Annotated in this window: 21 protein-coding genes and 1 pseudogene; 9 read left to right on the top strand and 13 right to left on the bottom strand. The window is 71.5% G+C overall.

Translation table 11 applies throughout. The features are described 5' to 3' along the window. Positions 1 to 288: 288 nt before the first annotated feature. The 6 genes and pseudogenes from AC6JBM_RS43370 to AC6JBM_RS43345 all read right to left on the bottom strand — a co-directional run bounded on the left by AC6JBM_RS43370 (position 289) and on the right by AC6JBM_RS43345 (position 5661). Complete coding sequence (locus AC6JBM_RS43370) at positions 289 to 423, bottom strand: hypothetical protein (RefSeq protein WP_497979561.1); 135 nt, start codon at positions 421 to 423, stop codon at positions 289 to 291. A gap of 389 nt (positions 424 to 812) precedes the next feature. Further along, positions 813 to 2220, bottom strand: a pseudogene (locus AC6JBM_RS43365) (dihydrolipoamide acetyltransferase family protein). A gap of 14 nt (positions 2221 to 2234) precedes the next feature. Beyond that, positions 2235 to 3218 carry an alpha-ketoacid dehydrogenase subunit beta gene (locus tag AC6JBM_RS43360; RefSeq protein WP_350610295.1) on the bottom strand — a complete coding sequence of 328 codons (984 nt, stop codon included), beginning with the start codon at positions 3216 to 3218 and terminating at the stop codon, positions 2235 to 2237. Continuing rightward, positions 3218 to 4351 (bottom strand): pyruvate dehydrogenase (acetyl-transferring) E1 component subunit alpha, encoded by a 1134-nt coding sequence (pdhA, locus tag AC6JBM_RS43355; protein WP_497979560.1) that lies wholly within the window; start codon positions 4349 to 4351, stop codon positions 3218 to 3220. The genes AC6JBM_RS43360 and pdhA overlap by 1 nt, the downstream gene beginning before the upstream one ends. Positions 4352 to 5215: 864 nt before the next feature. Continuing rightward, positions 5216 to 5395, bottom strand: coding sequence for a hypothetical protein (locus AC6JBM_RS43350; RefSeq protein ID WP_497979559.1), 180 nt, complete (start codon positions 5393 to 5395; stop codon positions 5216 to 5218). Between the two features lie 8 nt (positions 5396 to 5403). Continuing rightward, positions 5404 to 5661, bottom strand: a complete 258-nt coding sequence (locus AC6JBM_RS43345; RefSeq protein WP_350610292.1) for a hypothetical protein — start codon at positions 5659 to 5661, stop codon at positions 5404 to 5406. A 185-nt stretch (positions 5662 to 5846) separates the two neighbouring features. Here AC6JBM_RS43345 and AC6JBM_RS43340 point away from each other — a divergent pair, with 185 nt between their 5' ends. The 4 genes from AC6JBM_RS43340 to AC6JBM_RS43325 all read left to right on the top strand — a co-directional run bounded on the left by AC6JBM_RS43340 (position 5847) and on the right by AC6JBM_RS43325 (position 9047). Beyond that, the gene (locus AC6JBM_RS43340) at positions 5847 to 6686 is read left to right on the top strand and encodes a helix-turn-helix domain-containing protein (protein ID WP_497979558.1); all 840 of its coding nucleotides are present in this window, start codon (positions 5847 to 5849) and stop codon (positions 6684 to 6686) included. A 28-nt stretch (positions 6687 to 6714) separates the two neighbouring features. Continuing rightward, positions 6715 to 6915 carry a DUF397 domain-containing protein gene (locus tag AC6JBM_RS43335; RefSeq protein WP_433082052.1) on the top strand — a complete coding sequence of 67 codons (201 nt, stop codon included), beginning with the start codon at positions 6715 to 6717 and terminating at the stop codon, positions 6913 to 6915. A gap of 243 nt (positions 6916 to 7158) precedes the next feature. Then, positions 7159 to 7692, top strand: a complete 534-nt coding sequence (locus AC6JBM_RS43330; RefSeq protein ID WP_497979557.1) for a GNAT family N-acetyltransferase — start codon at positions 7159 to 7161, stop codon at positions 7690 to 7692. 179 nt (positions 7693 to 7871) lie between these two features. Then, positions 7872 to 9047, top strand: coding sequence for a DUF4192 domain-containing protein (locus tag AC6JBM_RS43325; RefSeq protein WP_497979556.1), 1176 nt, complete (start codon positions 7872 to 7874; stop codon positions 9045 to 9047). On the opposite strand, the gene fdhD is transcribed toward AC6JBM_RS43325, so the two are convergent. After that, positions 8986 to 9735, bottom strand: coding sequence for a formate dehydrogenase accessory sulfurtransferase FdhD (fdhD, locus tag AC6JBM_RS43320; RefSeq protein ID WP_497986668.1), 750 nt, complete (start codon positions 9733 to 9735; stop codon positions 8986 to 8988). The genes AC6JBM_RS43325 and fdhD overlap by 62 nt on opposite strands. Here fdhD and AC6JBM_RS43315 point away from each other — a divergent pair. The 4 genes from AC6JBM_RS43315 to AC6JBM_RS43300 all read left to right on the top strand — a co-directional run bounded on the left by AC6JBM_RS43315 (position 9695) and on the right by AC6JBM_RS43300 (position 12497). Next, on the top strand, positions 9695 to 10363 hold the full coding sequence (locus AC6JBM_RS43315; RefSeq protein ID WP_497986767.1) for a hypothetical protein: 669 nt from the start codon (positions 9695 to 9697) through the stop codon (positions 10361 to 10363). The two genes, fdhD and AC6JBM_RS43315, sit on opposite strands and share 41 nt — an antisense overlap. A 52-nt stretch (positions 10364 to 10415) precedes the next feature. Continuing rightward, entirely contained in the window at positions 10416 to 11003 is a 588-nt protein-coding gene (gene mobA / locus AC6JBM_RS43310; RefSeq protein WP_497979555.1) for a molybdenum cofactor guanylyltransferase, read from the top strand. Next, positions 11000 to 11236: a DUF6457 domain-containing protein gene (locus AC6JBM_RS43305; RefSeq protein ID WP_497979554.1), complete on the top strand. Its 237-nt coding sequence runs from the start codon at positions 11000 to 11002 to the stop codon at positions 11234 to 11236. The genes mobA and AC6JBM_RS43305 overlap by 4 nt, the downstream gene beginning before the upstream one ends. A gap of 178 nt (positions 11237 to 11414) precedes the next feature. Next, entirely contained in the window at positions 11415 to 12497 is a 1083-nt protein-coding gene (locus tag AC6JBM_RS43300; protein WP_497979553.1) for a T3SS (YopN, CesT) and YbjN peptide-binding chaperone 1, read from the top strand. Positions 12498 to 12503: 6 nt separating this feature from the next. Here AC6JBM_RS43300 and AC6JBM_RS43295 read toward each other — a convergent pair whose 3' ends face one another. Next, the gene (locus AC6JBM_RS43295; protein ID WP_497979552.1) at positions 12504 to 14336 is read right to left on the bottom strand and encodes a beta-propeller domain-containing protein; all 1833 of its coding nucleotides are present in this window, start codon (positions 14334 to 14336) and stop codon (positions 12504 to 12506) included. Between the two features lie 4 nt (positions 14337 to 14340). After that, positions 14341 to 14823 carry an Lrp/AsnC family transcriptional regulator gene (locus AC6JBM_RS43290; protein WP_497986667.1) on the bottom strand — a complete coding sequence of 161 codons (483 nt, stop codon included), beginning with the start codon at positions 14821 to 14823 and terminating at the stop codon, positions 14341 to 14343. Between the two features lie 74 nt (positions 14824 to 14897). On the opposite strand from AC6JBM_RS43290, the gene ddaH reads away from it, so the two are divergent. Next, positions 14898 to 15701: a dimethylargininase gene (gene ddaH, locus AC6JBM_RS43285; protein ID WP_497979551.1), complete on the top strand. Its 804-nt coding sequence runs from the start codon at positions 14898 to 14900 to the stop codon at positions 15699 to 15701. 18 nt (positions 15702 to 15719) lie between these two features. On the opposite strand, the gene AC6JBM_RS43280 is transcribed toward ddaH, so the two are convergent. Genes AC6JBM_RS43280 through AC6JBM_RS43265 form a run of 4 tightly spaced genes read right to left on the bottom strand, consistent with a single transcriptional unit; the run spans position 15720 to position 18878 of the window. Then, the gene (locus tag AC6JBM_RS43280) at positions 15720 to 16166 is read right to left on the bottom strand and encodes a subtilase-type protease inhibitor (protein ID WP_497979550.1); all 447 of its coding nucleotides are present in this window, start codon (positions 16164 to 16166) and stop codon (positions 15720 to 15722) included. Positions 16167 to 16201: 35 nt separating this feature from the next. Then, positions 16202 to 16831, bottom strand: coding sequence for a hypothetical protein (locus AC6JBM_RS43275; protein ID WP_350610280.1), 630 nt, complete (start codon positions 16829 to 16831; stop codon positions 16202 to 16204). Positions 16832 to 16840: 9 nt separating this feature from the next. After that, positions 16841 to 18202, bottom strand: coding sequence for a sensor histidine kinase (locus AC6JBM_RS43270; protein WP_497979549.1), 1362 nt, complete (start codon positions 18200 to 18202; stop codon positions 16841 to 16843). Then, a complete protein-coding gene (locus AC6JBM_RS43265; RefSeq protein ID WP_497979548.1) occupies positions 18195 to 18878 on the bottom strand; it encodes a response regulator transcription factor in 684 nt (227 codons plus the stop codon). The genes AC6JBM_RS43270 and AC6JBM_RS43265 overlap by 8 nt, the downstream gene beginning before the upstream one ends. Between the last annotated feature and the right edge of the window lie 345 nt (positions 18879 to 19223).

Genomic DNA, 19223 nt, shown 5'->3' with positions numbered 1-19223 from the left:
GGGACGGGGACCGACGCCTTCGCGCGCACGGCCGGGGGACGGCCGGGCGGGGGCGTGCTCGACGCAGCCTCGTCCGGCTGCTCGGACGGGTGCTGCTGGTCGGACGTCATGCGTGCCTCCTGTAGGTCAGACCCCGACCGTAGTCGACCGGAGTGTGACATCCCAGAGCCGGTACCGACGTTCGTCGGTTCGGATGCTCAGCAAACCAGGACCGGACAACAGACGCACAACCGCCCCGGTCCGGGGAGGTCGGACCGGGGCGGTTCGGGGGTGCGCAAGGTCTTCGGCCTAGCTGCGGTTGATCATGGTGTAGAGCTCGTCGCGCAGGGCGCTGGACGGGTTCTTGGCGATGGCGCGCTCAATGGCGTCCATGCGACGGGCGGCGCTGCGGCGGGCCTTGATGCGCTCGAACAGGGTGCTCACGGTGGCTCCTCGGGGCGGTGTAAGGGATGTACTCGCTTCACATCCATTACACGCCGAAACGATGATCCAGAGCCAGCGATTACTAGGTGATGCGGCCCACCCGCCGAAGATTCGTAGGCTCTTGTCCTGCGAAAACGTCCTGTTCGTCGGCCATGTGACAGCCCGGGGGCAGTCCACCGCGCGCGAATTGGCCTGCTCGGAGCCCCTTTTCCGGCGCGATCCGCTCGCGGTGGCGAGCTTGGAGCACCAAAGCGCGGAAGTCGGACTTATAACCTGCCGGGCGATAAAGGCGATAAGTCGTGGCGCGGAGCGCCCGACTTATCGAACCGAAAGAGAACGGTGGCCCCGCGCGAGTGCGCGAGGCCACCGTTGGCGTTGCGGGTGCCGGGTCAGCCCCAGGCGAGCAGGGCGCCCTCGGGGTCTTCCAGGAACGCGCCCACGTCGCGGAGGAACTTCGAGCCCAGTTCGCCGTCGATGATCCGATGGTCGAACGACAGGCCGAGGGTGGTCACCTGGCGGATCTTGATCTTGCCCTTGTGGACCCAGGGCTGCTCGCGTACGGCGCCGAACACGAGGATCGCCGACTCGCCCGGGGGCAGGATCGGGGTGCCGGAGTCGACGCCGAAGACGCCAACGCTCGTGATCGTGAAGGTGCCGCCCGTCATGTCGGCCGGCGGGGTCTTGCCGTCGCGCGCGGTGCCGACCAAGGCGGTCATCGCGTCGGCGAGCTCGCGGGTGGTCAGGTCCTGGGCGTCCTTGATGTTCGGCACGATGAGCCCCCGCTGGGTGGCGGCGGCGATGCCCAGGTTGACGTAGTGCTTGACCACGATCTCGTCGCCGGCCCAGGTCGAGTTGACCATCGGGTAGCGGCGCAGGGCCAGCAGGCACGCCTTGGCCACGATGAGCAGCGGCGAAACCCGCGCGTCCCTCCAGTCGCGGTGCGCCTTGAGCCGCTCGAGCGCCTTCATCGACCGGGTCACGTCGACCGTGAGGAACTCGGTCACGTGCGGGGCCGTGAACGCGCTGGCCACCATGTTCTCGGCGGTCAGCTTGCGCACGCCCTTGACCGGGATGCGCTCCTCACGCCGCCCGGGTGCCCGGGCCGGGGCCGCGGCCTCGGCGGGAGCGGGGGGCGGACTGGGCGCCGAGCACGTCGTCGCGCGTGATCGAGCCCGACGGGCCCGTGCCGGCGATCGTGCTCAGGTCGACGCCGAGATCCCGGGCCAGCTTGCGCACCGGGGGCTTGGCGAGCACCGAGCCGTTCCGGGCGGCCGGAGCCGGAGCGGCGGGAGCCGGCGGGGCCGGAGTCGGAGCCGGTGGCGCCGGGGGAGGCGGGGTCGCGGCGACGGGCGCGGGCTCCGAAGCGGACACCCGAGGCCGGCGCTTCGCGGCGGTCGTGCGGGGGCCGTAGCCGACCAGCACCGCCGTGCGGCCGCCGGGCGCGGGGCCGCCGATCATGCCGGGCTCCACCGGGCCGTCGCCGGCCACCTCGACGGCGGCGAGCGAGGCGGCCGACGGGGTCGGCGCGCCGGCGGGCAGGTCGCCCGCGGCCGGGTCGGTGTCGATCGAGATGATCGGGTGGCCGACCTCGACCATGGTGCCCTCGGGGTGGAAGATCCGGATCACCTTGCCGGCCCACTTCGCCGGGATCTCGACCGCGGCCTTGGCGGTCTCGACCTCGACGATCGGCTGGTTGAGGGTGATCGTGTCGCCCTCGGCCACCAGCCACTTGAGGATCTCGCCCTCGGTGAGGCCCTCGCCCAGGTCGGGCAGGTTGAACTCCTTGACCCTGGTCATCTGCGCGCGGCCCCCTAGAACCCGAACGAGCGGTCGACGGCGTCGAGCACCCGGTCGAGGTCCGGCAGGTACTCCTCCTCCAGGCGCGCGGCCGGGTACGGAGTGTCGAAGCCGGTGACGCGCAGGACCGGGGCCTCGAGGGAGTAGAAGCACTCCTCGGTGACCCGGGCCGCGACCTCCGAACCGAGGCCCAGGTTCCCGGGCGCCTCGTGCACGACGACCGCCCGGCCCGTGCGGCGCACCGACTCGTACACCGGCGCCATGTCCAGCGGCGAGAGCGTGCGCAGGTCGATGACCTCGATGGAGCGCCCGTCCTCGGCCGCGGCGGTGGCGGCGTCCAGCGCGGTGCGGACCATCGGGCCGTAGGCGATCACGGTGGCGTCGGTGCCGGCCCGGGCGACGCGCGAGGCGTGCAGGGGCAGGCTGGCCGAGTCGACGTTGACCTCGCCCTTCTCCCAGTAGCGGCGCTTGGGCTCCATGAAGACGATCGGGTCGTCGGACTCGATCGACTGCTGGATCATCCAGTACGCGTCGTCGGGAGTGGCGGGCGAGACGACCTTGAGGCCGGCGGTGTGGGCGAAGTACGCCTCCGGGGACTCCGAGTGGTGCTCCACCGCGCCGATGCCGCCGCCGAACGGGATGCGGATGACGATCGGCAGGCTGAGCTTGCCCCCGGAGCGGTAGTGGATCTTGGCTACCTGGGAGACGATCTGGTCGTACGCCGGGTAGACGAACCCGTCGAACTGGATCTCGCACACCGGGCGGTAGCCGCGGATCGCGAGGCCGACCGCGGTGCCGACGATGCCCGACTCGGCCAGCGGGGTGTCGATGACCCGCTCGTCGCCGAAGTCCTTCTGCAGCCCGTCGGTGATCCGGAAGACGCCGCCGAGCTTGCCGACGTCCTCGCCCATGATGAGGACCTTGTCGTCGCGCTCCATGGCGCGGCGCAGGCCGGTGTTGAGCGCCTTGCCGATCGTGAGGTTCTCCGCGGCGGCCATCAGTGCCCACTCCCCTCGAAGGACGCGAGGTACTTGGCGAACTGTTCCTTCTGCTGCGCGAGCTCGGGGGAGCCGTGCGGGTACACGTGGTCGAACAGCGTCATCGGGTCGGGGTCCGGCATCGAGAGCACGCGCTCGCGCAGGGTGACGGCGGCCACCCGGGCCTCCTCGTCGATGGCGTCGAAGTAGTCGTCCTTCGCCATGCCCTGCTTGGTCAGGAACGCACGGAGCCGCTTGATGGGATCCTTCGCCTGCCAGGCCTCGACCTCGCTCGCGATGCGATAGCGGGTCGGGTCGTCGGAGGTGGTGTGGGCGCCCATGCGGTAGGTGTACGCCTCGATGAGCGACGGGCCCTGGCCGTGCCGCGCGTCGTCCAGCGCCTTGCGGGTGACCGCGTAGCAGGCGAGCACGTCGTTGCCGTCCACGCGCAGGCCGGGGAAGCCGAAGCCGCTGGCGCGGTGGTACAGCGGGACGCGCGTCTGGCGCTCGAGCGGCTCGGAGATCGCGTACTGGTTGTTCTGGCAGAAGAACACCAGCGGCGCGTTGAAGACCGACGCCCAGATGAAGGCCTCGTTCACGTCGCCCTGGCTCGTGGCGCCGTCGCCGAAGTAGGCGATGACCGCCTCGCCGTCGTCCGAGCCGACCTTGCCGTCCTTGGTGATGCCCATGGCGTAGCCGGTCGCGTGCAGCGTCTGCGCGCCGATGACGATCGTGTACATGTTGAACTTGAACTCGTTGGGGTCCCAGGCGCCCTGGTCGACCCCGCGGAACAGGCTCAACGGCATGATCGGGTCGATGCCGCGGGTGTAGAGCACGCCGTGCTCCCGGTAGGTCGGGAACGCCATGTCCTGCGCGCGCAGGGCCCGGCCCGATCCGACCTGGGCCGCCTCCTGGCCCAGCAGGCTCGCCCAGATGCCGAGCTCGCCCTGGCGCTGCAGCGCGGTGGCCTCGGCGTCGAGCTTCCGGACCACGACGAGGTCGTGGTAGAGCGCGCGGAACTCATCGTCGGTGAAGTCGACCGTGTAGTCGGGGTGTTCGACCCGGTCGCCCTCGGGGGTGAGCAGCTGCACGAACGCGGGTTCCGGCGCGGCCCGTGTTCCTGACGCCCGGGCCTTGACTTCGCCCTTCGCCATCCGTATCTCCCTGTCGTCTCTCGCGTCGGCAGCGGGGGTTGACCCTGCCACGCGGCGGGGGGTGTCTGCCACGCGGCGACCCGGTGGGATCGGCGCGTCGCGGGTGGGCACGAGGATTCGTGCCCGGGAGCCGACCCCGGGCTCTGCCTCGCAGGGTATGCGGAGGCTACGGCCCCGTTGCCGGTGTGTGTCCAGCATCGCAGAAGGCGTGTGGATCGACACCCTGGAGTCGGCCCTCACCGACGGGCTAATACCGAAAAATCCCCCCACGTCGGGCAGATCTTCTCCGCGTTACGTCACGTTAGTCCGAATGACCCCGCTAGGTTTGGAGCCCCGTTGTCCTCGGACGTGCGCCATCATCGGCTGTTCTCGCCCAACCGGCGGCCGCTGCTGATCTCCGCGCTGCTGGTTCTGCTCACCTCGGTGCCGACGATGATCGTCGTGGTGGCCGGCAGCGCGACGCTGGACAGTGCCCCGCCGACCCGCACGCCCGTCGTGGCCGACCCGCAGCCGGGCCCGGTCGTGGTGGGCTCGGGCCCGACGTCCGGCCCGCACGCCTCGGGGCCGGCGGGTGGCCACTCGATCGCCGCCGTGCCGACCGCGCCTCAGCCGCCGCTGCGCCCCCGCACGACTCCACGGTCCACGCAGGGCTCCGGGGGATCGGGAGGTGGCGGCGGTACTTCGAGCCGAACGCCCCATCGCCTCAACCCCTCGATGGAGGCGTCGCCCCCGAAGACGGACGAGACGCCGATACAGGATAGGGCGTGGCCCGGCTGGGACAGCAGCATCAAAGAGTCGTCATTCGGTATCCATCAGGGTCGGTCGATCGGACACTTCCGGTCGGCCGATTCGGCTTTTGGGGCGTCACCGTCCGGCGCGCGTGTTCGAGTTGCGCGTCACGACCGCCCATGCCGTGGCGAAGGGCTTGCACGGCCAGTGCGCGCACCCCGCCGTGCAGCCGCCGCCGGGCCGGCCGGTGACGGGCTGGTGGCGCTCGACCCGGCGCCGCGCGTCCGTGACCGCGTGGTCGTAGATGACGGGCATGATGCTCCTCAGACCCCCTGGACCGCGGGCGCGGTCCACAGCAGGCGCGCGTTGTAGAGCTGTTGCGCCGTGGCCAGCGCGGCCTCGGCGGACCGGAACACGGCGACCTCCGTCTTGCCGTTGCCCAGACGCCAGCTGAGCACCGCCTGGTCGGGCAGCTCGTGCCCCCAGGCGACGACTTGCGGGTGGTCGTCGTCGAGTGGATCAGCGACAATGCCGAAGAGCCGTGGTGCGCCTTCGAGCAGGAGCGTGTCGTCTTCAAACACCACTGGACACCACTGATCTCCCTCCCGGCCGAGGTGCGATCTGACGCATCCAGAATGCACGTGCAAGTTACGCACGGCAATACGGGCTTTCGAACTTGAGTAGAGCAAGGCAATCGCTTACCCAACCCGCGCTTGCGCGCCACCCCGGTAACGGACACACTCGTCCTGAGTAATGGAGGTGAGCGGTGTCCAGCGCCCACAGCCCCACGTTCCCCCGTTTCCAGTTGGGCAAGCAGCTGCGCGAGTTGCGCGAGAGGGCTCGGCTCACCACGGAGGACGTCGGCCTGCAACTGGACTGCTCACCGAGCACGATCAGCCGGATGGAAGGCGGCAAGGTCGGCATCCGGCGCAGCACGCTGGAACGCCTGCTGGAGATCTACGAGGTCACCGACCAGGCACAGATCGACACGCTGGTCGTCCTCGCCCGGCAGGGCAAGACGCGAGGCTGGTTCGCCCGCTACGGCGACCTGCCCGCGAGCTACTCCCGTTACATCGGGTTGGAGTCCAACGCAATCGAGATGCGTGACTACGAGGCGCTCGTGGTGCCGGGGATGCTCCAGACGGAGGAGTACACGCGGGCGCTGCTCGCGGCCTCTCCCAGCGAGTCCGAGGATGCCGTCGAGGCGCACGTCAAGGCGCGTCGTGAGCGGCAGAACCTCCTCAGCCGCGCCGAACAGCCACTGCAGCTCATCGCGGTCCTCGATGAGAGCGTCATCCGGCGCAGCATCGGGGGACCGGACGTCATGCGGTCGCAGCTCAAGCACCTGGCCGACATGGGCCGGGCGAGAAACGTGACGATCCAGGTCCTGCCCTTCTCCGGAGGGGCATATGCCGGCATGGCCGGATCGTTCGCGATTCTCAAGTTCCAAGATGCACCAAGCGTCGTGTACGCCGAGGCCATGACCGGCGATATCTACCCGGACGCCGATGATGTCCTGCGGTACGCCGACGTGTTCGAGAATCTGCGAGCTGCCGCGCTCAGCCCGTTGGAGTCGATCAAGCTGATCGAGGATTCTGCGAACTGAGTCCGGCCCAACCCGAAGGAGTGCGCAGATGGCTGCGCTGAACGAGCAGTGGCACAAGCCCACGCGAAGCGGTAACAACGGACAGTGCGTCGAAGCGCGGTTCGTCGACGGCGTCGTCGAGGTCCGCAACTCCAACTCCCCCGACGCGGGCCTGGTTCGCTTCACCCGCGCGGAATGGGACACCTTCATCGCCGCGGTCGACGTGGACGGCGAATTCCGCCTTCCGTAATGTGAACTCCCGCCCCATCTGTCGGGGCGGTGCGAATGGATCGGTGAACAGCGAAGGGACGACCCCCGACCGGGTCGTCCCTTCGTCGTAGCTGCGAGCCGTTTTCGATGCTATCCCGCACATCGGGGCCCGGATACCGCCTGGTCTTCAGTCGCGGGATGCAGCAAAAAGCGGCGAATCGGGCCCGGTAGCAATCCTGCGATGTGGGTGTCGCGATCCGGCCGGGCGGGGTAACTATGAGTTATGAGCACTCAGGTGTCGACGGCGACGCAGGTGTCCGCGCTCACGATCCGGTCGTACCGTCCGACCGACCATCGCGAGTGCCGGCAGCTGTGGGCCGAGATGACCGCGGCGGATGCCGGGCTCTACGGAGGCCCGTCCGACGACGACTCCGGGGCGGCCTTCGAGGAGTACCTCACCCGGCTCGACCTCTCCGGCATGTGGGTCGCCGCCGACGTGAGCGGCGGGGTCCTCGGCATGGTCGGGTTGCTGCTGGACGGCCGGGGCGGCGAGGTCGAGCCGCTGGTCGTCTCCGCTTCCCGGCGCGGCGAGGGCATCGGCCGCACCCTGCTGGCCCACGTGGCCGACCAGGCCCGGCGGCGCGGTCTGGGCCAGCTGAGCATCTCGCCGTCCGCGCGGAACCTGGACGCCATTCGATGCCTGCACGCGGCCGGGTACGACGCGCTGGCTCGGGTGACGCTGGCGATCGATCTGCGGCCTTCGAGCGCGTCGTTCGACGATGGCATCGACCTGTATGACCTTCGGTTTCGGTATTAGTCGATAAGTCGGGCGCTCCGCGCCACGACTTATCGCTTATTTCGTAATAATCTGGCTTTAGTCCGTTTCCGGGCGCGCGTTAGCACATGTCGCGCGGCGGCGTGGTCCCCTGTGGACCGTTATCCACAGGCCACGGTTCGGGCTTCCGGGCCGGCCCGGAGCGGTCCAGGCTCGTCGGCATGGCTTCCCGACTGCGTCTGCGCGGACCCGCCGAGCTCCTCTCGGCCATGCCCTACCTCATGGGGTTCCACCCCACCGACAGCCTCGTCGCGCTCGGTCTGCGCGGCTCCGGCCTGCACCTGCAACTGCGTGGCGACCTGCCCGACGACCACGATGCCGCCGCGGTGCTGGCCGAGCACTACGGACGCCTGTTCCGGCGCAACGCGATGGACGGCGCCATGCTCATCGGCTACGGCCCGCCCGAGCGGACCGAGCCGTTCCTGCGCGCGGTGGGCGCGGCGATGACGGAGCGGGGCATCGCGGTGCTGGACCTCCTGCGCACCCACGAGGGCCGGTACTGGTCGCTCCTGTGCGAGGTACCCGGCTGCTGCCCGCCCGAGGGCCGCGCGTTCGACCCGGCGACGTCGATCGCGGCGGCCGAGGCCACCCTCGCCGGGCTGGTCGCGCTGCCCGATCGGGCCGCCGTCGCCGCCACGTTCGCCGGGCCGAGCGGACCGGCCCTCGAGGCGATCGAGGAGGCGGGGAACCGGGCCAATCTTCGTGTACTGCGCCTTGTGACCGGCCGCGACCCGATCGGCGTCCGCACCGCCGCCGTGGTCGCGGGCCGGGCCGCCCTCGACGCGGCCCTGGCCTGCTACGCGGCCGGGCACCGGCTCACCGACGACGAGATCGCGTGGCTGCAGGTGCTCCTGCTCGTGGTCGACTTCCGCGACCGGGCCTGGGAGCGCCTCGACCGCGACGTGCGCCGCGCGAACGGCCTGGCCGAGGCGCACCGCGAGCTGTGGACCGACCTGGTGCGCCGCTGCGAACCGTCCTCGGTCGCGCCGTCGGCGACCCTGCTGTCGTACCTGTCCTGGCGCACCGGCAACGGCCTGCACGCCTCGCTGGCGCTGGATCGGGCGCTGGCCGCCGATCCCGGGTACTCCGCGGCCGCCCTCATGGCCGAGATCCTCGCGCGCGGGCTGTCGCCGCGGCAGGTGCCGCCGATCGGGCGCTCCCGCCGCCGGACCACTCGGCGGGTGGCCGTGCGGGCGCACTCCTTCGCGCGGTCCGGGCCGCGTTCGAAGCTCTGTCCGGGCGCTTTTCGGGTCTTCGGGGACGGCGGGCCAGGGGTCAACGGTGGCGAGGGAGGGCCGGAGCGCCCTGGACTCGATGAGGGGAGGCGTACACGTTGAACGTCGACCCGCGCAGGAAGCCGACGAGCGTGAGCCCCGCCTCGGCCGCGATGTCGACGGCGAGGGTGCTCGGCGCGGACACGGCGGCGAGCATCGGGATGCCGGCCATCCACGCCTTCTGGCACAGCTCGAAGCCGGCCCGCCCGCTGACCATGAGGATGTGCCCGGCGAGGGGGAGGCGTTCCTGGCGCACGGCCCACCCGACGACCTTGTCGACCGCGTTGTGCCGCCCGATGTCCTCGCGGAGGCAGACGAGCTCGCCGCCGGCCGTGAACAGCCCCGCCGCGTGCAGGCCGCCGGTCGTGTCGAACGCGCGCTGGCGACGCCGGAGCGCGGCGGGGAGCCCGGCCAGGACCGCGGGCGCGACGGTGAGGGGGTCGCGGCTCACGTCGAACGCCGACCGGGTGCGCACGGCGTCGATGCTCGCCTTGCCGCACACGCCGCACGAGGAGGTGGTGTAGAAGTTGCGGGCGGCCTGCTGAGCGACCGGCGCGGGGACGTCGGCGCTCAGCCGGATGTCCACGACGTTGTAGGAGTTCGGCTCCTCGTCGCCGGCGCACAGCTTCGCGGTGACCACGTCCGCGGCGCGCGCGATGACGCCCTCGGTCAGCAGAAAGCCGATCGCGAGGTCGAGGTCGTCGCCGGGCGTGCGCATGGTGACGGCGAGGGCCTGGCCGCCGACGCGGATCTCGAGCGGCTCCTCGGCGGCGAGCGTGTCCGGCCCGACCCGCGCCTCGACCCGCGCCGCGCTGGCTGGGTCGCTCGCGCTGGTCGGGCTCGCGCTGGCTGGGTCGCTCGCGCTGGTCGGGCTCGTGCTGGCTGGGTCGCTCGCGCTGGTCGGGCTCGCGCTGGCTGGGTCGCTCGCGCTGGTCGGGCTCGCGCTGGCTGGGTCGCTCGCGCTGGTCGGGCTCGCGCTGGCTGGGTCGCCCGCGCTGGTCGGGCTCGCGCTGGCTGGGTCGCTCGCGCTCGTGGATGCCGCCGCGGCGGTGCTCGGCTCTGTGGCCGCGTGCTGCGCGTTGGTCGGCCGCGTGATCGTGGCGGTGGCGTTGATCGATCCGGCGGCGGCGTCGGAGGGGGTGGGTGGGGCGATGCGAGAGGGGGCGTCGGAAGCAGGCGGCGGAGCGGAGTTGGTGGGCGCGGCGGCGAGGAAAGAGGTGCCGGGAGCGGGTGTGGGTGGCGCGGAGTTGGTGGGCGCTGCTGGTGCCGGCGGGCGGTCGGAGGTGTGGGGCGCAGCGGCGGGTTGGTCGGCCGTGGTCAGGTGTATCCGGACGATGGTGCGGCGTTGCGTGACGCGGCCCATGGTGCGGCCCTCCTGACGGCGGCGTTCGTCGGCGTTTCTCCGTTCCCGTCCGACGGTAGGTTCTCGTTGTGCTCGACGGCCAACTGGGGACGCTCGCGGCGGTCATTCTCGCCGGCGGCAGGGCCTCGCGGCTCCACGGACGGGACAAGCCGATGATCGCCGTCGGTGGGGTGCCCATGCTGACGCGGGTCGTCCGGGCCGTGGTGGAGGTGGGAGCCGCGCCCGTCGTCGTGGTCGGGCCCGACCGGGACGAGATGCCGGCCGGGGTTCGGGTCGTCCGGGAGGAGCCCGCCGGGGGAGGGCCGGTCGCCGCGGCCGCTGCCGGGATGGCCGCGATCGAACCAGTCGGTGTGGTTGCGCTGCTTGCCTCCGATTTGCCCTATATGTCCGCCGCCGCGCTCCTCGTACTGATGGATGCTCTTGGAAACGCCGACGGGGCGCTGTTTGTGGACGAGCACGGGCGGCGGCAGCTGCTCTGCGGGGTCTGGAACCGCGCCGCGCTGCGGGGGGCGATCGACGCGTTCGGGGACACCGGCGGTGGGTCGCTCCGGCGGCTCGTCCGAGGCCTGGACATTGTCGAGGTGCGGTGGGACGGGGAGAAGGCGCCGTACGTTGACTGCGATACCGAGGAAGATCTCCGAAGGGTGGGGCCGTGAGCGAGAACGTGCTCGGGGAGTGGCTGGACACCGCGGCGGCGGCGCTCGGCGTCGACGCGCCCGACGGCGAGACGCGCAAGGTGGTGCTCGACCTCGCTCGGGACGTGGCGCACAACGTGGCCCGGCCGGGGGCGCCGCTCACGGCGTTTCTGCTGGGGCTCGCGGTGGGGCGCGGGGCGGATGTGCACGCGGCGAGCGCTGAGTTGAGCCGGTTGGCCGTCGGCGGGGAGTGAGCGACCGGGTGCCGGCGGTGGTGTGTGGGCGATCGGCTGGACCGGTTCCCGTGCGGCTGGCGGTGGTCCATGAGGCGGATGTGCAGGCCGCGGGCGCTGAGTTCACCCGCCTGGCCACCCGCGCCGAGTGAGCGATCGACTCTGGATAGGGTGAGGGCGCGGGGATAGGGAGGCGATCATGGCTGGTGAGCCCGGCGACGGCGGCGCGGTGTTCGAGAGTGCGCTGTTCGACGACGAGGATCCCGCGGGCGGCAACCTCAAGGAGAAGGTGGCCGAGGCCTGGCGGGACTTTGCGCGGCACCTCGTGGACGGGCTGCGTGACCTCGCGCCCGGGACCACGCTCGACCTGACGCTCGACCCCACGGCCTCCGGGACCGGGGACGCGATCTACTCGGTCCAGGTCACCGGCGAGGAGGGCGACCAGCTCGCGGCGACGGCCGTGAGCAATGCCGATCTGCCCACCGCGTACCGGCTGGACCGCACCGTCATCGCGGAGATCGTGGCGCTGGGCTGGTCGCCGCCGGGAGTCGTGGCCGGCTCCGGCGAGTCGTTCGGGCTGCGGGTCGGCAAGGGCGAGGCGCAGCAGCTGAGCCGGTTGATCACGCGCACGCTGCGCGACATCTACGGCGCTCCGCACCCGGCGTTCCTGACCTATCTGGCGCACGACGCCGAGGGGCTCATCGCCCCGGTGCCGGCGCTCGGGGTGGCGCGGTCGCTGGCGTCGCTCGTGGACGCCGCGGACGTGGTCCGCACCGGCGCGGGCAGCCTCGCGGAGCTCAACGAGCAGACCGAGGACCTGCCGCTGTACGACAAGGTGACCACGGTCGTCGCGAAGCTCATGAAGACCACGCCCGAGGAGCTGCCGATCGACCCCGACGGGGACATCGGCATCCGCTCCGGCTCGGCGATGGTGTTCGTGCGGGTGCGCGACAACCCGCCCCTGGTCGACGTCTTCTCGCCGATCCTGACCGAGATCGAGCCGACCGAGCGGTTGTACGTCAAGCTCTCGGAGCTCACCAACCGGATGCCGATCGGCCGGCTGTACTGCACCAACGACACGGTCTGGGCCAGCGTCCCCGTGTTCGGCCGCGACTTCCAGGCCACGCACCTCATGCTCGCCGTGCAGGTGATGACCGGGCTCGCGGACGAGCTCGACGACCGGCTGCACGGCGAGTTCGGCGGGAAGCGCTTCTTCGGCGAGGGCGACAAGCCGAAGCAGGCGATCACCAGCGACAGCGAGCGAACGGGCATGTACCTCTAGGAACCTCTAGACCAGCGGCAGCCAGGCCTGCTGGGCGAGCGTCACGAGATCGTTCGCCTGCAGGCCCTGGTCGGACAGCGTCCACAGCGTCCCGCCGATCACGAGCGAGCGCTGCATCTGGGCGTAGCGCGCCGCCGGGTGCGTGATCGACCCCGCCTTCGTGACCTGGTTGTCGTGCACCGACAGGACCAGGGCGCTGGGCTGCTCGCCGCGCACCGGCAGTACCACCGCACCCGTCGCGGGCCAGAACAGGAACGCGTGCGGGTCGAACTCGGCCTCGGAGCCGGACCCCGGCACCTGGAACTGGGCCAGCCGCGCCGGCTTGGTCAGGTCGTGCACGTCGAACAGCGACACCTGCAGGCCCTGCACGCGGCCCTTCTCGTTGGCCTCCTGCCCGACGCCGAGCAGGAGCCCGTCGCCGGCCGGGTGCAGGTAGGCGGAGTACCCGGTGATCTTGAGTTCGCCCAGCGTGCGGGGCGCGGACGGGTCGCTCAGGTCCAGCGTGTAGAGCGGGTCGGTCTGACGGAACGTGACCACGTAGGCCGTCGTGCCGATGAACCGCACCGAGTAGATCTTCTCGCCCCGGCCGAGGCCGCCGACCTTGCCGGTCTCGGCGAGCGTGCCGGCGCGCTGCTCGAGCACGTAGACGGTCGAGGCGTCGTTCGCGGTCGTCGCCACCCGCAGCCGGCCGTCCCACTCCGACATCGAGTACTGGTTGAGCAGCCACCCGGGCACCTCGCCCGCCGCCACGTACTTCGGCCTGGCCGCCCCCGCGATCGTGAACTTGAACAGCTGCGTCTTCGGGTCCGGCGCCGGGCCGGCCCGCTTGACCAGCGGCCCGCTCACACGCCAGCGCTGGTCGTTGGCGACGTAGAGGCTCGGGCCGTTGGCGTAGACGATGCCGCCGTCGACCGCGACCGAGACGGGCTCGCCGGAGCCGAGGCCGGCCGCCCCGAGGTCGAACGAGGCCACGGTGAGCAGCGACGTCCCCGAATACGTTTCCGGCAGCTGTACCGCCCCACACCCGACCTGCCCGTCGGTCTTCTTCCCCGCGGCGTCCGTCGAGGTCCACCGGGGCAGCCAGTCCTCGACCGGCGCGGCGGCGACGGCCGAGCGGTTGGCGGCCAGCCGGGCCTCGTCGTCCTGGAACTTCGAGGAGTCCGGGAACGCCAGCCGCGGCGCCGAGCGGATCACTACCCGGGCGACGCTGCCGACCTGGCGCGCGTCGAGCAGGGCGCCGTCGATGCGGTACGTGCTCACGATCTTCGGCGCGCCGGCCAGGTCGACGAGTGTGAGCAGCGGCCCGCCCCGCTCCGGGTCGGAGTAGTCGAAGCCGAGCACCAGCGCCCGGTCGCCCGCCAGCAGCAGCCGGTCGGCGCCGGCGGCGGGCTTGGCGCCGTCGCTCGCGCCGTTCAGCGCCAGCGTGCCGGTGACCTTCCGCGAGGCGGCGTCGACCACCACGAGGCGGCCGCGCGCGAGGGTCACGATCCGCTTGCCGTCGGTCTTCACCACGTCGGGCTCGTCGACGCCCGCTTCATGGGTGTTGGTACCGGAAAAGCTCTGATCGCCGCCGGCGGCCTTCGCCTGCGCCTCGGGCACGACACCGCTGTTCAGCGTGGTGCGCATGCCCCCGGGCAGGGTGTTGAAGCCCCACGGGCCGACCGCGTCCATGGTGGCCTTGCGCAGCCCCTTGGCCAGCTCCTCGCAGTCGTCGAAGGCGACGAGGCGCAGCGCGGGGGCCGGGCCGCTCTGGGCTACTTCGGACAGGTCCGACGCTGTCGCGGTACATCCGGAAAGCACCAGGCACAGGGCGCTCAGCGTGGCGGCGGCGCGTTTCATGGCTCTAGGACGGCGCCGGGCCTCCCGCGGTTCCCGTGTCGGGCGCGATTCGCGGGGCCAGCGTCTCCACCAGCCGCGACAGCACGATCATGCTGCGGGTCGAGGTCACGAACGGCTCGGCGCGCAGCCGCTCGAGGGCCTCCTCGAGGCCGGCCATGTCCATCGCCCGCAGATGGACGAGCGCGTCGGCCTCGCCGGAGATGGTGTACGCCCCCACGACCGCCGGATGCCGCTTGGCCGCCGCCTTCAGCTGGGCCGGGGAGGTGCGCCCGGTGCAGAAGAGCTCGACGAACGCCTCCGTGGTCCAACCCACCGCGCCGGGGTCGATCAGGGCCGTATAGCCGCGGATCACACCGCTGGATCGGAGCCGGTCGACGCGTCGCTTCACGGCCGGGGCGGACAGCGCCACCCGCTCGCCGATGTCCGCATACGATGAGCGGGCGTCTTCCTGCAGCAGCGCAATGATTCGCTGGTCGATCGGGTCCAGCCGCAACGAATCCCTCCTCGAAAGCAACTTTTCTCGCTGTTTTATGAAACACAGGAAATCTACCGTTTGATCTCGTGACGCGGTCGTACCTGATGTCGCCACCCGAGCACTTCGTGGTGGAATATGCGATCAATCCCTGGATGGACACCACCGCCTCGGTGGACACCGAGCTGGCCGTGAAGCAGTGGGAGGGCCTGCGCGAGACGCTGGTCCGCCTGGGCCACGAGGTCCACGTGCTGCTGCCGGAGATCGGCCTGCCGGACATGGTCTACGCGGCCAACGGCGCCTTCTCGGTCGACGGAGTCGTCTACGGCGCGAAGTTCAAATACCCGCAGCGCACCGCCGAGGCGGCCGCGCACCGGCGGTTCTACGACACGCTCGGCTGGCGCTACCACCTGGCGTCGGAGACCAACGAGGGCGAGGGCGACTTCACCTACCTGCCCGCGGCGCTCGGGGGCCTGGTGCTGGCCGGGCACGGCTTCCGCACCGAGGTCGCCGCGCACGCCGAGGCGCAGGAGACGCTGGGCCGGCCGGTGGTCTCGCTCCGGCTCGTCGACCCGCGCTTCTACCACCTCGACGTGGCGCTGGCCCCGCTGGACGACGCGAACATCGTGTACTACCCGGAGGCGTTCTCCGAGTCTTCGCGGCGAGTGCTCGCCCAGCTCTTCCCGGACGCCGTGGTCGCGACGGAGTCCGACGCGCTCGCGTTCGGCCTCAACCTCGTCTCCGACGGGCGCAACGTGGTGCTCAACAGCGAGGCGACCGGGCTGGCGGCGCGGCTGCGCGAGGCCGGCTACGTCCCGGTCCCCGTCGAGCTGAGCGAACTCAAGAAGGGCGGCGGCAGCGTGAAGTGCTGCGTCGCCGAACTGCGCGGCTGACCGCTGGGGGTCGGCCGGCTAACTGTTGGGCTCGGCCGGCTCGGAGGCACTCCGCACGACTACCCGCTTCGCGGTCCACGTGGCCGACTTCGTGGCCGGTGCGGTGCCCGCGACCGTCAGTTCGGTGCCGGGCATGATGCCGCTGGGCTGAATGGTCTGCCGCTTGGCGTACACCTTCAGGTCCTTCGGCAGCTGCCAGGTGCGTGTGAAGCCGTCGGACGAGCGGACGGTCAGCGCGGTGTCGGTCACCTTCGTCGCGTCGCCGTTCTGGATGGCGACGCGCACGGGGCCGTGCTTCGTCTGCACGAGCCCCTCGCCGTGCAGCACGTCCTTGAGCATGTCACCGTGTCCCGCGGTCGAGGGCGCGCTGGGCTCCGGCGTCGGCTGCGCGGCCGCTGCGACGGGCGGCAGCGCGCCGGCGAGGGTGAGGACCGCCGCGCCGCAGAGCAGGCCAAGTCGTTTCATCGGGGTACCTCCTCGCAAGAGGGCGAGGGTGTGCCCTACCTCGGATCCCGCGCCGCAAACTTGACGTAGGGCGTGCCCAGCGCGCGGAACGCGTCGCCCGGGCGCTCGTGACCGTCGGTGGAGTGGCCGAGCGCGTCGGCCGGGTCCTGGCACATGAGCACGTGCGAGGCCTGCGCGCCGAGCGCGGCCAGCGGCCAGAAGAGCAGGTGGACGAGCAGGCCCAGGATCTTGATGGCGACCACGTCGCCGACCGCGCGGCCGGTGTACTCGTGGCGGTACCAACTGAGGACGAGCCGCCAGTAGGGCTGCCCGTCGACGCGGACGCCGTCACGGTCGACGACGGGACCGTGCTCGTATCCGATCCCGCGCACGATCACGGCGATCGCGCGCAGGTTCAGCAGCCGGCGCACCGGCATCGACAGGACCGTGACCACGCCGCCGATCCACCAGCCGGGCTGGTCGAGCCGGGTCAGCAGCAGGAACAGGATCACGTGCAGCACCGTGAGCGGCACGCCGACCCAGCCCAGCGCGACGCCCTGCGTGAAGATCCCGACCGGATCGGCGCCCACGCGGCGCAGCCGCTGCCAGAACAGCACCTGGACGAGCAGGATCCCCAGCGACGCGCCGGCGCCGCCGAGCCCCAGGACGACCCACCAGGTATGCATAGACAGTCATCATGACACGGTGCGCAACGGGAAGGTGACCGTGAATCTGGCCCCGCCCTCGGGCGCGTGCCCGGCGTCGATGCGGGCCCCGAGCCGCCGCGACAGCCGCGCCGCCAGCGCCAGCCCGAGCCCGCTGCCGACCTTCCGCACGCCCTGGTACCGCCGCGACAGTGCCCCCCGCTCGAACGCCACCGCCAGGTCCTCGTCCGTGAACCCGGGCCCGCCGTCGCGCACCTCGATCCAGGCCGCCGACGGGCTCGTGTAGAGCGCCAGCACCAGGGGGGCCTGTGCGGGTACCACACGCAGCGCGTTCTCCAGCAACCCGTCCAGGATCTGCCGGATGCGCCCCGGGTCGGTCGACACCGGGACCGGAAACGGCGGCAGCTCCGTGCGCAGGACCAGCCCGGCGCTCGCGACCCGCCCGCCCCACGCCTCGGCGGTCGTGGCGAGCAGCTGCGTGAGGTCGACGTCCACGACCTCGATCGGCAGGTCCGCGGCCTCGAGCCGGGCCAGCACGAGCAGATCGGCGATGAGCCGGTCGAGCCGCTCGGCCTCGTCGAGCACCGTCTGCCCGGCCCGCTGCGCGCCCTCCTCGCCGACCACCCCGTCCGCGAGCGCCTCGGCGTAGCCGCGGATCGTCGTCAGCGGCGTGCGCAGCTCGTGCGAGACCGACAGCAGGAACTCCCGCTCCCGCCCCTCGCTCGTGGCCAGGGCGGCGGTGAGCGCGTTGACCGCGTGCGCGAGCTCGGCGACCTCGGTCGGCCCGTCGGGGGAGAGCGTCACCGTGCGGTCGCCCGCGCTGAGCCGCTTCGCCGCCGTCGCCACGTTGCGGATCGGCCGCGCGATACGCCGGGCGAGCAGCGGCCCGGCGATGAGCCCGGCGGCGAGCCCGGCCAGCAGCGCGATCCACAGCTGGCTGGAGAACCGCTCGAGCGCCCCGCCCGGCGGCGCCTCGGCCAGCACCACGCCGTTGCCGTCCTTGCCGATCGGGCGCCCGGCGATCAGGCGGATCCGCCCGCCCACCTTGGCCAGGCGCACCTCGACGTTCTGGCCGACGGCGATCGCCTTGACCACGTTCGCGGGCAGTCCCTCGCGATCGGGCTTGCCGGAGCGGATGAGGTACACCTCGATGTTCTGCTCTGCCAGGCGCTTGGCGACGTTCTCCTCGTCGGTCGGGTTGCGGGGCGTGTTCACGAAGCGCGGGCGCAGCAGCTCGGCGGTGAGCTTGGTGTCGTCGGCGAGCCGCTGGCGGGCGGCCTTGTTGGCCTGGGTCGCGGTGAGCGGGATGCCGACCGCCGCCGTGACGAGCACCGACATCACGGCGACGACGCAGGTGACGAGCGCCGTGCGGGCGGCCAGGGACTTAAGCATCGGCGGTGTATCCGACGCCGCGCACGGTACGGATCACCGAAGCGGCCTGGCCCAGCTTGCCGCGCACCTGGGCCACGTGGACGTCGACGGTGCGGGTGCCGCTGTGTGCCGCGTACCCCCAGACCGACCCCAGCAGCTCCTCCCGCGTGAAGACCCGCCCGGGCCGGCCCATGAGGTGCGCCAGCAGGGAGAACTCGGTGGACGTCAGGCTCACCGGGGCGTCGCCGACCCGGCACTCCCGGCGCGCGGGGTCGATCGTGATCGGCCCGACCGTGCGCACCTGCTCCACGTCCGGCGGCCCCTGGGTGCGGCGCAGCACCGCCTTCACGCGCGACACCAGCTCCCGCGGGCTGAACGGCTTGGTGATGTAGTCGTCCCCGCCGAGCTCGAGCCCGAGGATGCGGTCGACCTCGTCGTCGCGGGCGGTCAGGAACAGCACCGGCGTCCAGTCGCCCGCTTCCCGCAGCCGCCGGCAGATCTCGGTGCCGTCCAGGCCGGGTAGCGCGATGTCGAGAACGCAGGCCACGGGCCGGAGCTTGCGCGCGGCCGCGAGTCCGCCGGGGCCGTCGTGCTCGACGTGCACGCCGAAGCCTTCGCGGGCGAGGTACATCCGCAGGAGGTCGGCGATCGGCTTCTCGTCCTCGACGACGACCACGAGGCCTTTGCCCTGATCCACCGTCTCATTCTGACGGTTTTCGCGTGTGGGGCATGTTCGGGAGATGTTTGGGAACGCCCCGCCGCGGAAATCAATGTGGCGATCGGCCCCCTCGCAGCGGCAGCCAGCGCCCGCAGTCGAGGCGGGCCGATCACATTGCCCCTGAGTGCTCCTGTCATGATTGTCTGATTTTCACCTTAAGGGCTTCAAACCCGATTTCAGCAGAATTGGATCGCGCGAGCGGTCGCGCGTGCTGATGGTCGGAGGGCGAGTGGACTCCGACCGCTCGCCGCGCGTCGAGCGCTCGTGTCACCCCTGAGCGGTCAACTAGTCGCTTCATGGCCGCTCACGTTCACTGCTGCGTCG

Source organism: Dactylosporangium thailandense (genome assembly GCF_059739745.1).
Note: the sequence above shows the minus strand (reverse complement) of the source record. Positions and strands in the feature narration are given on the sequence as shown.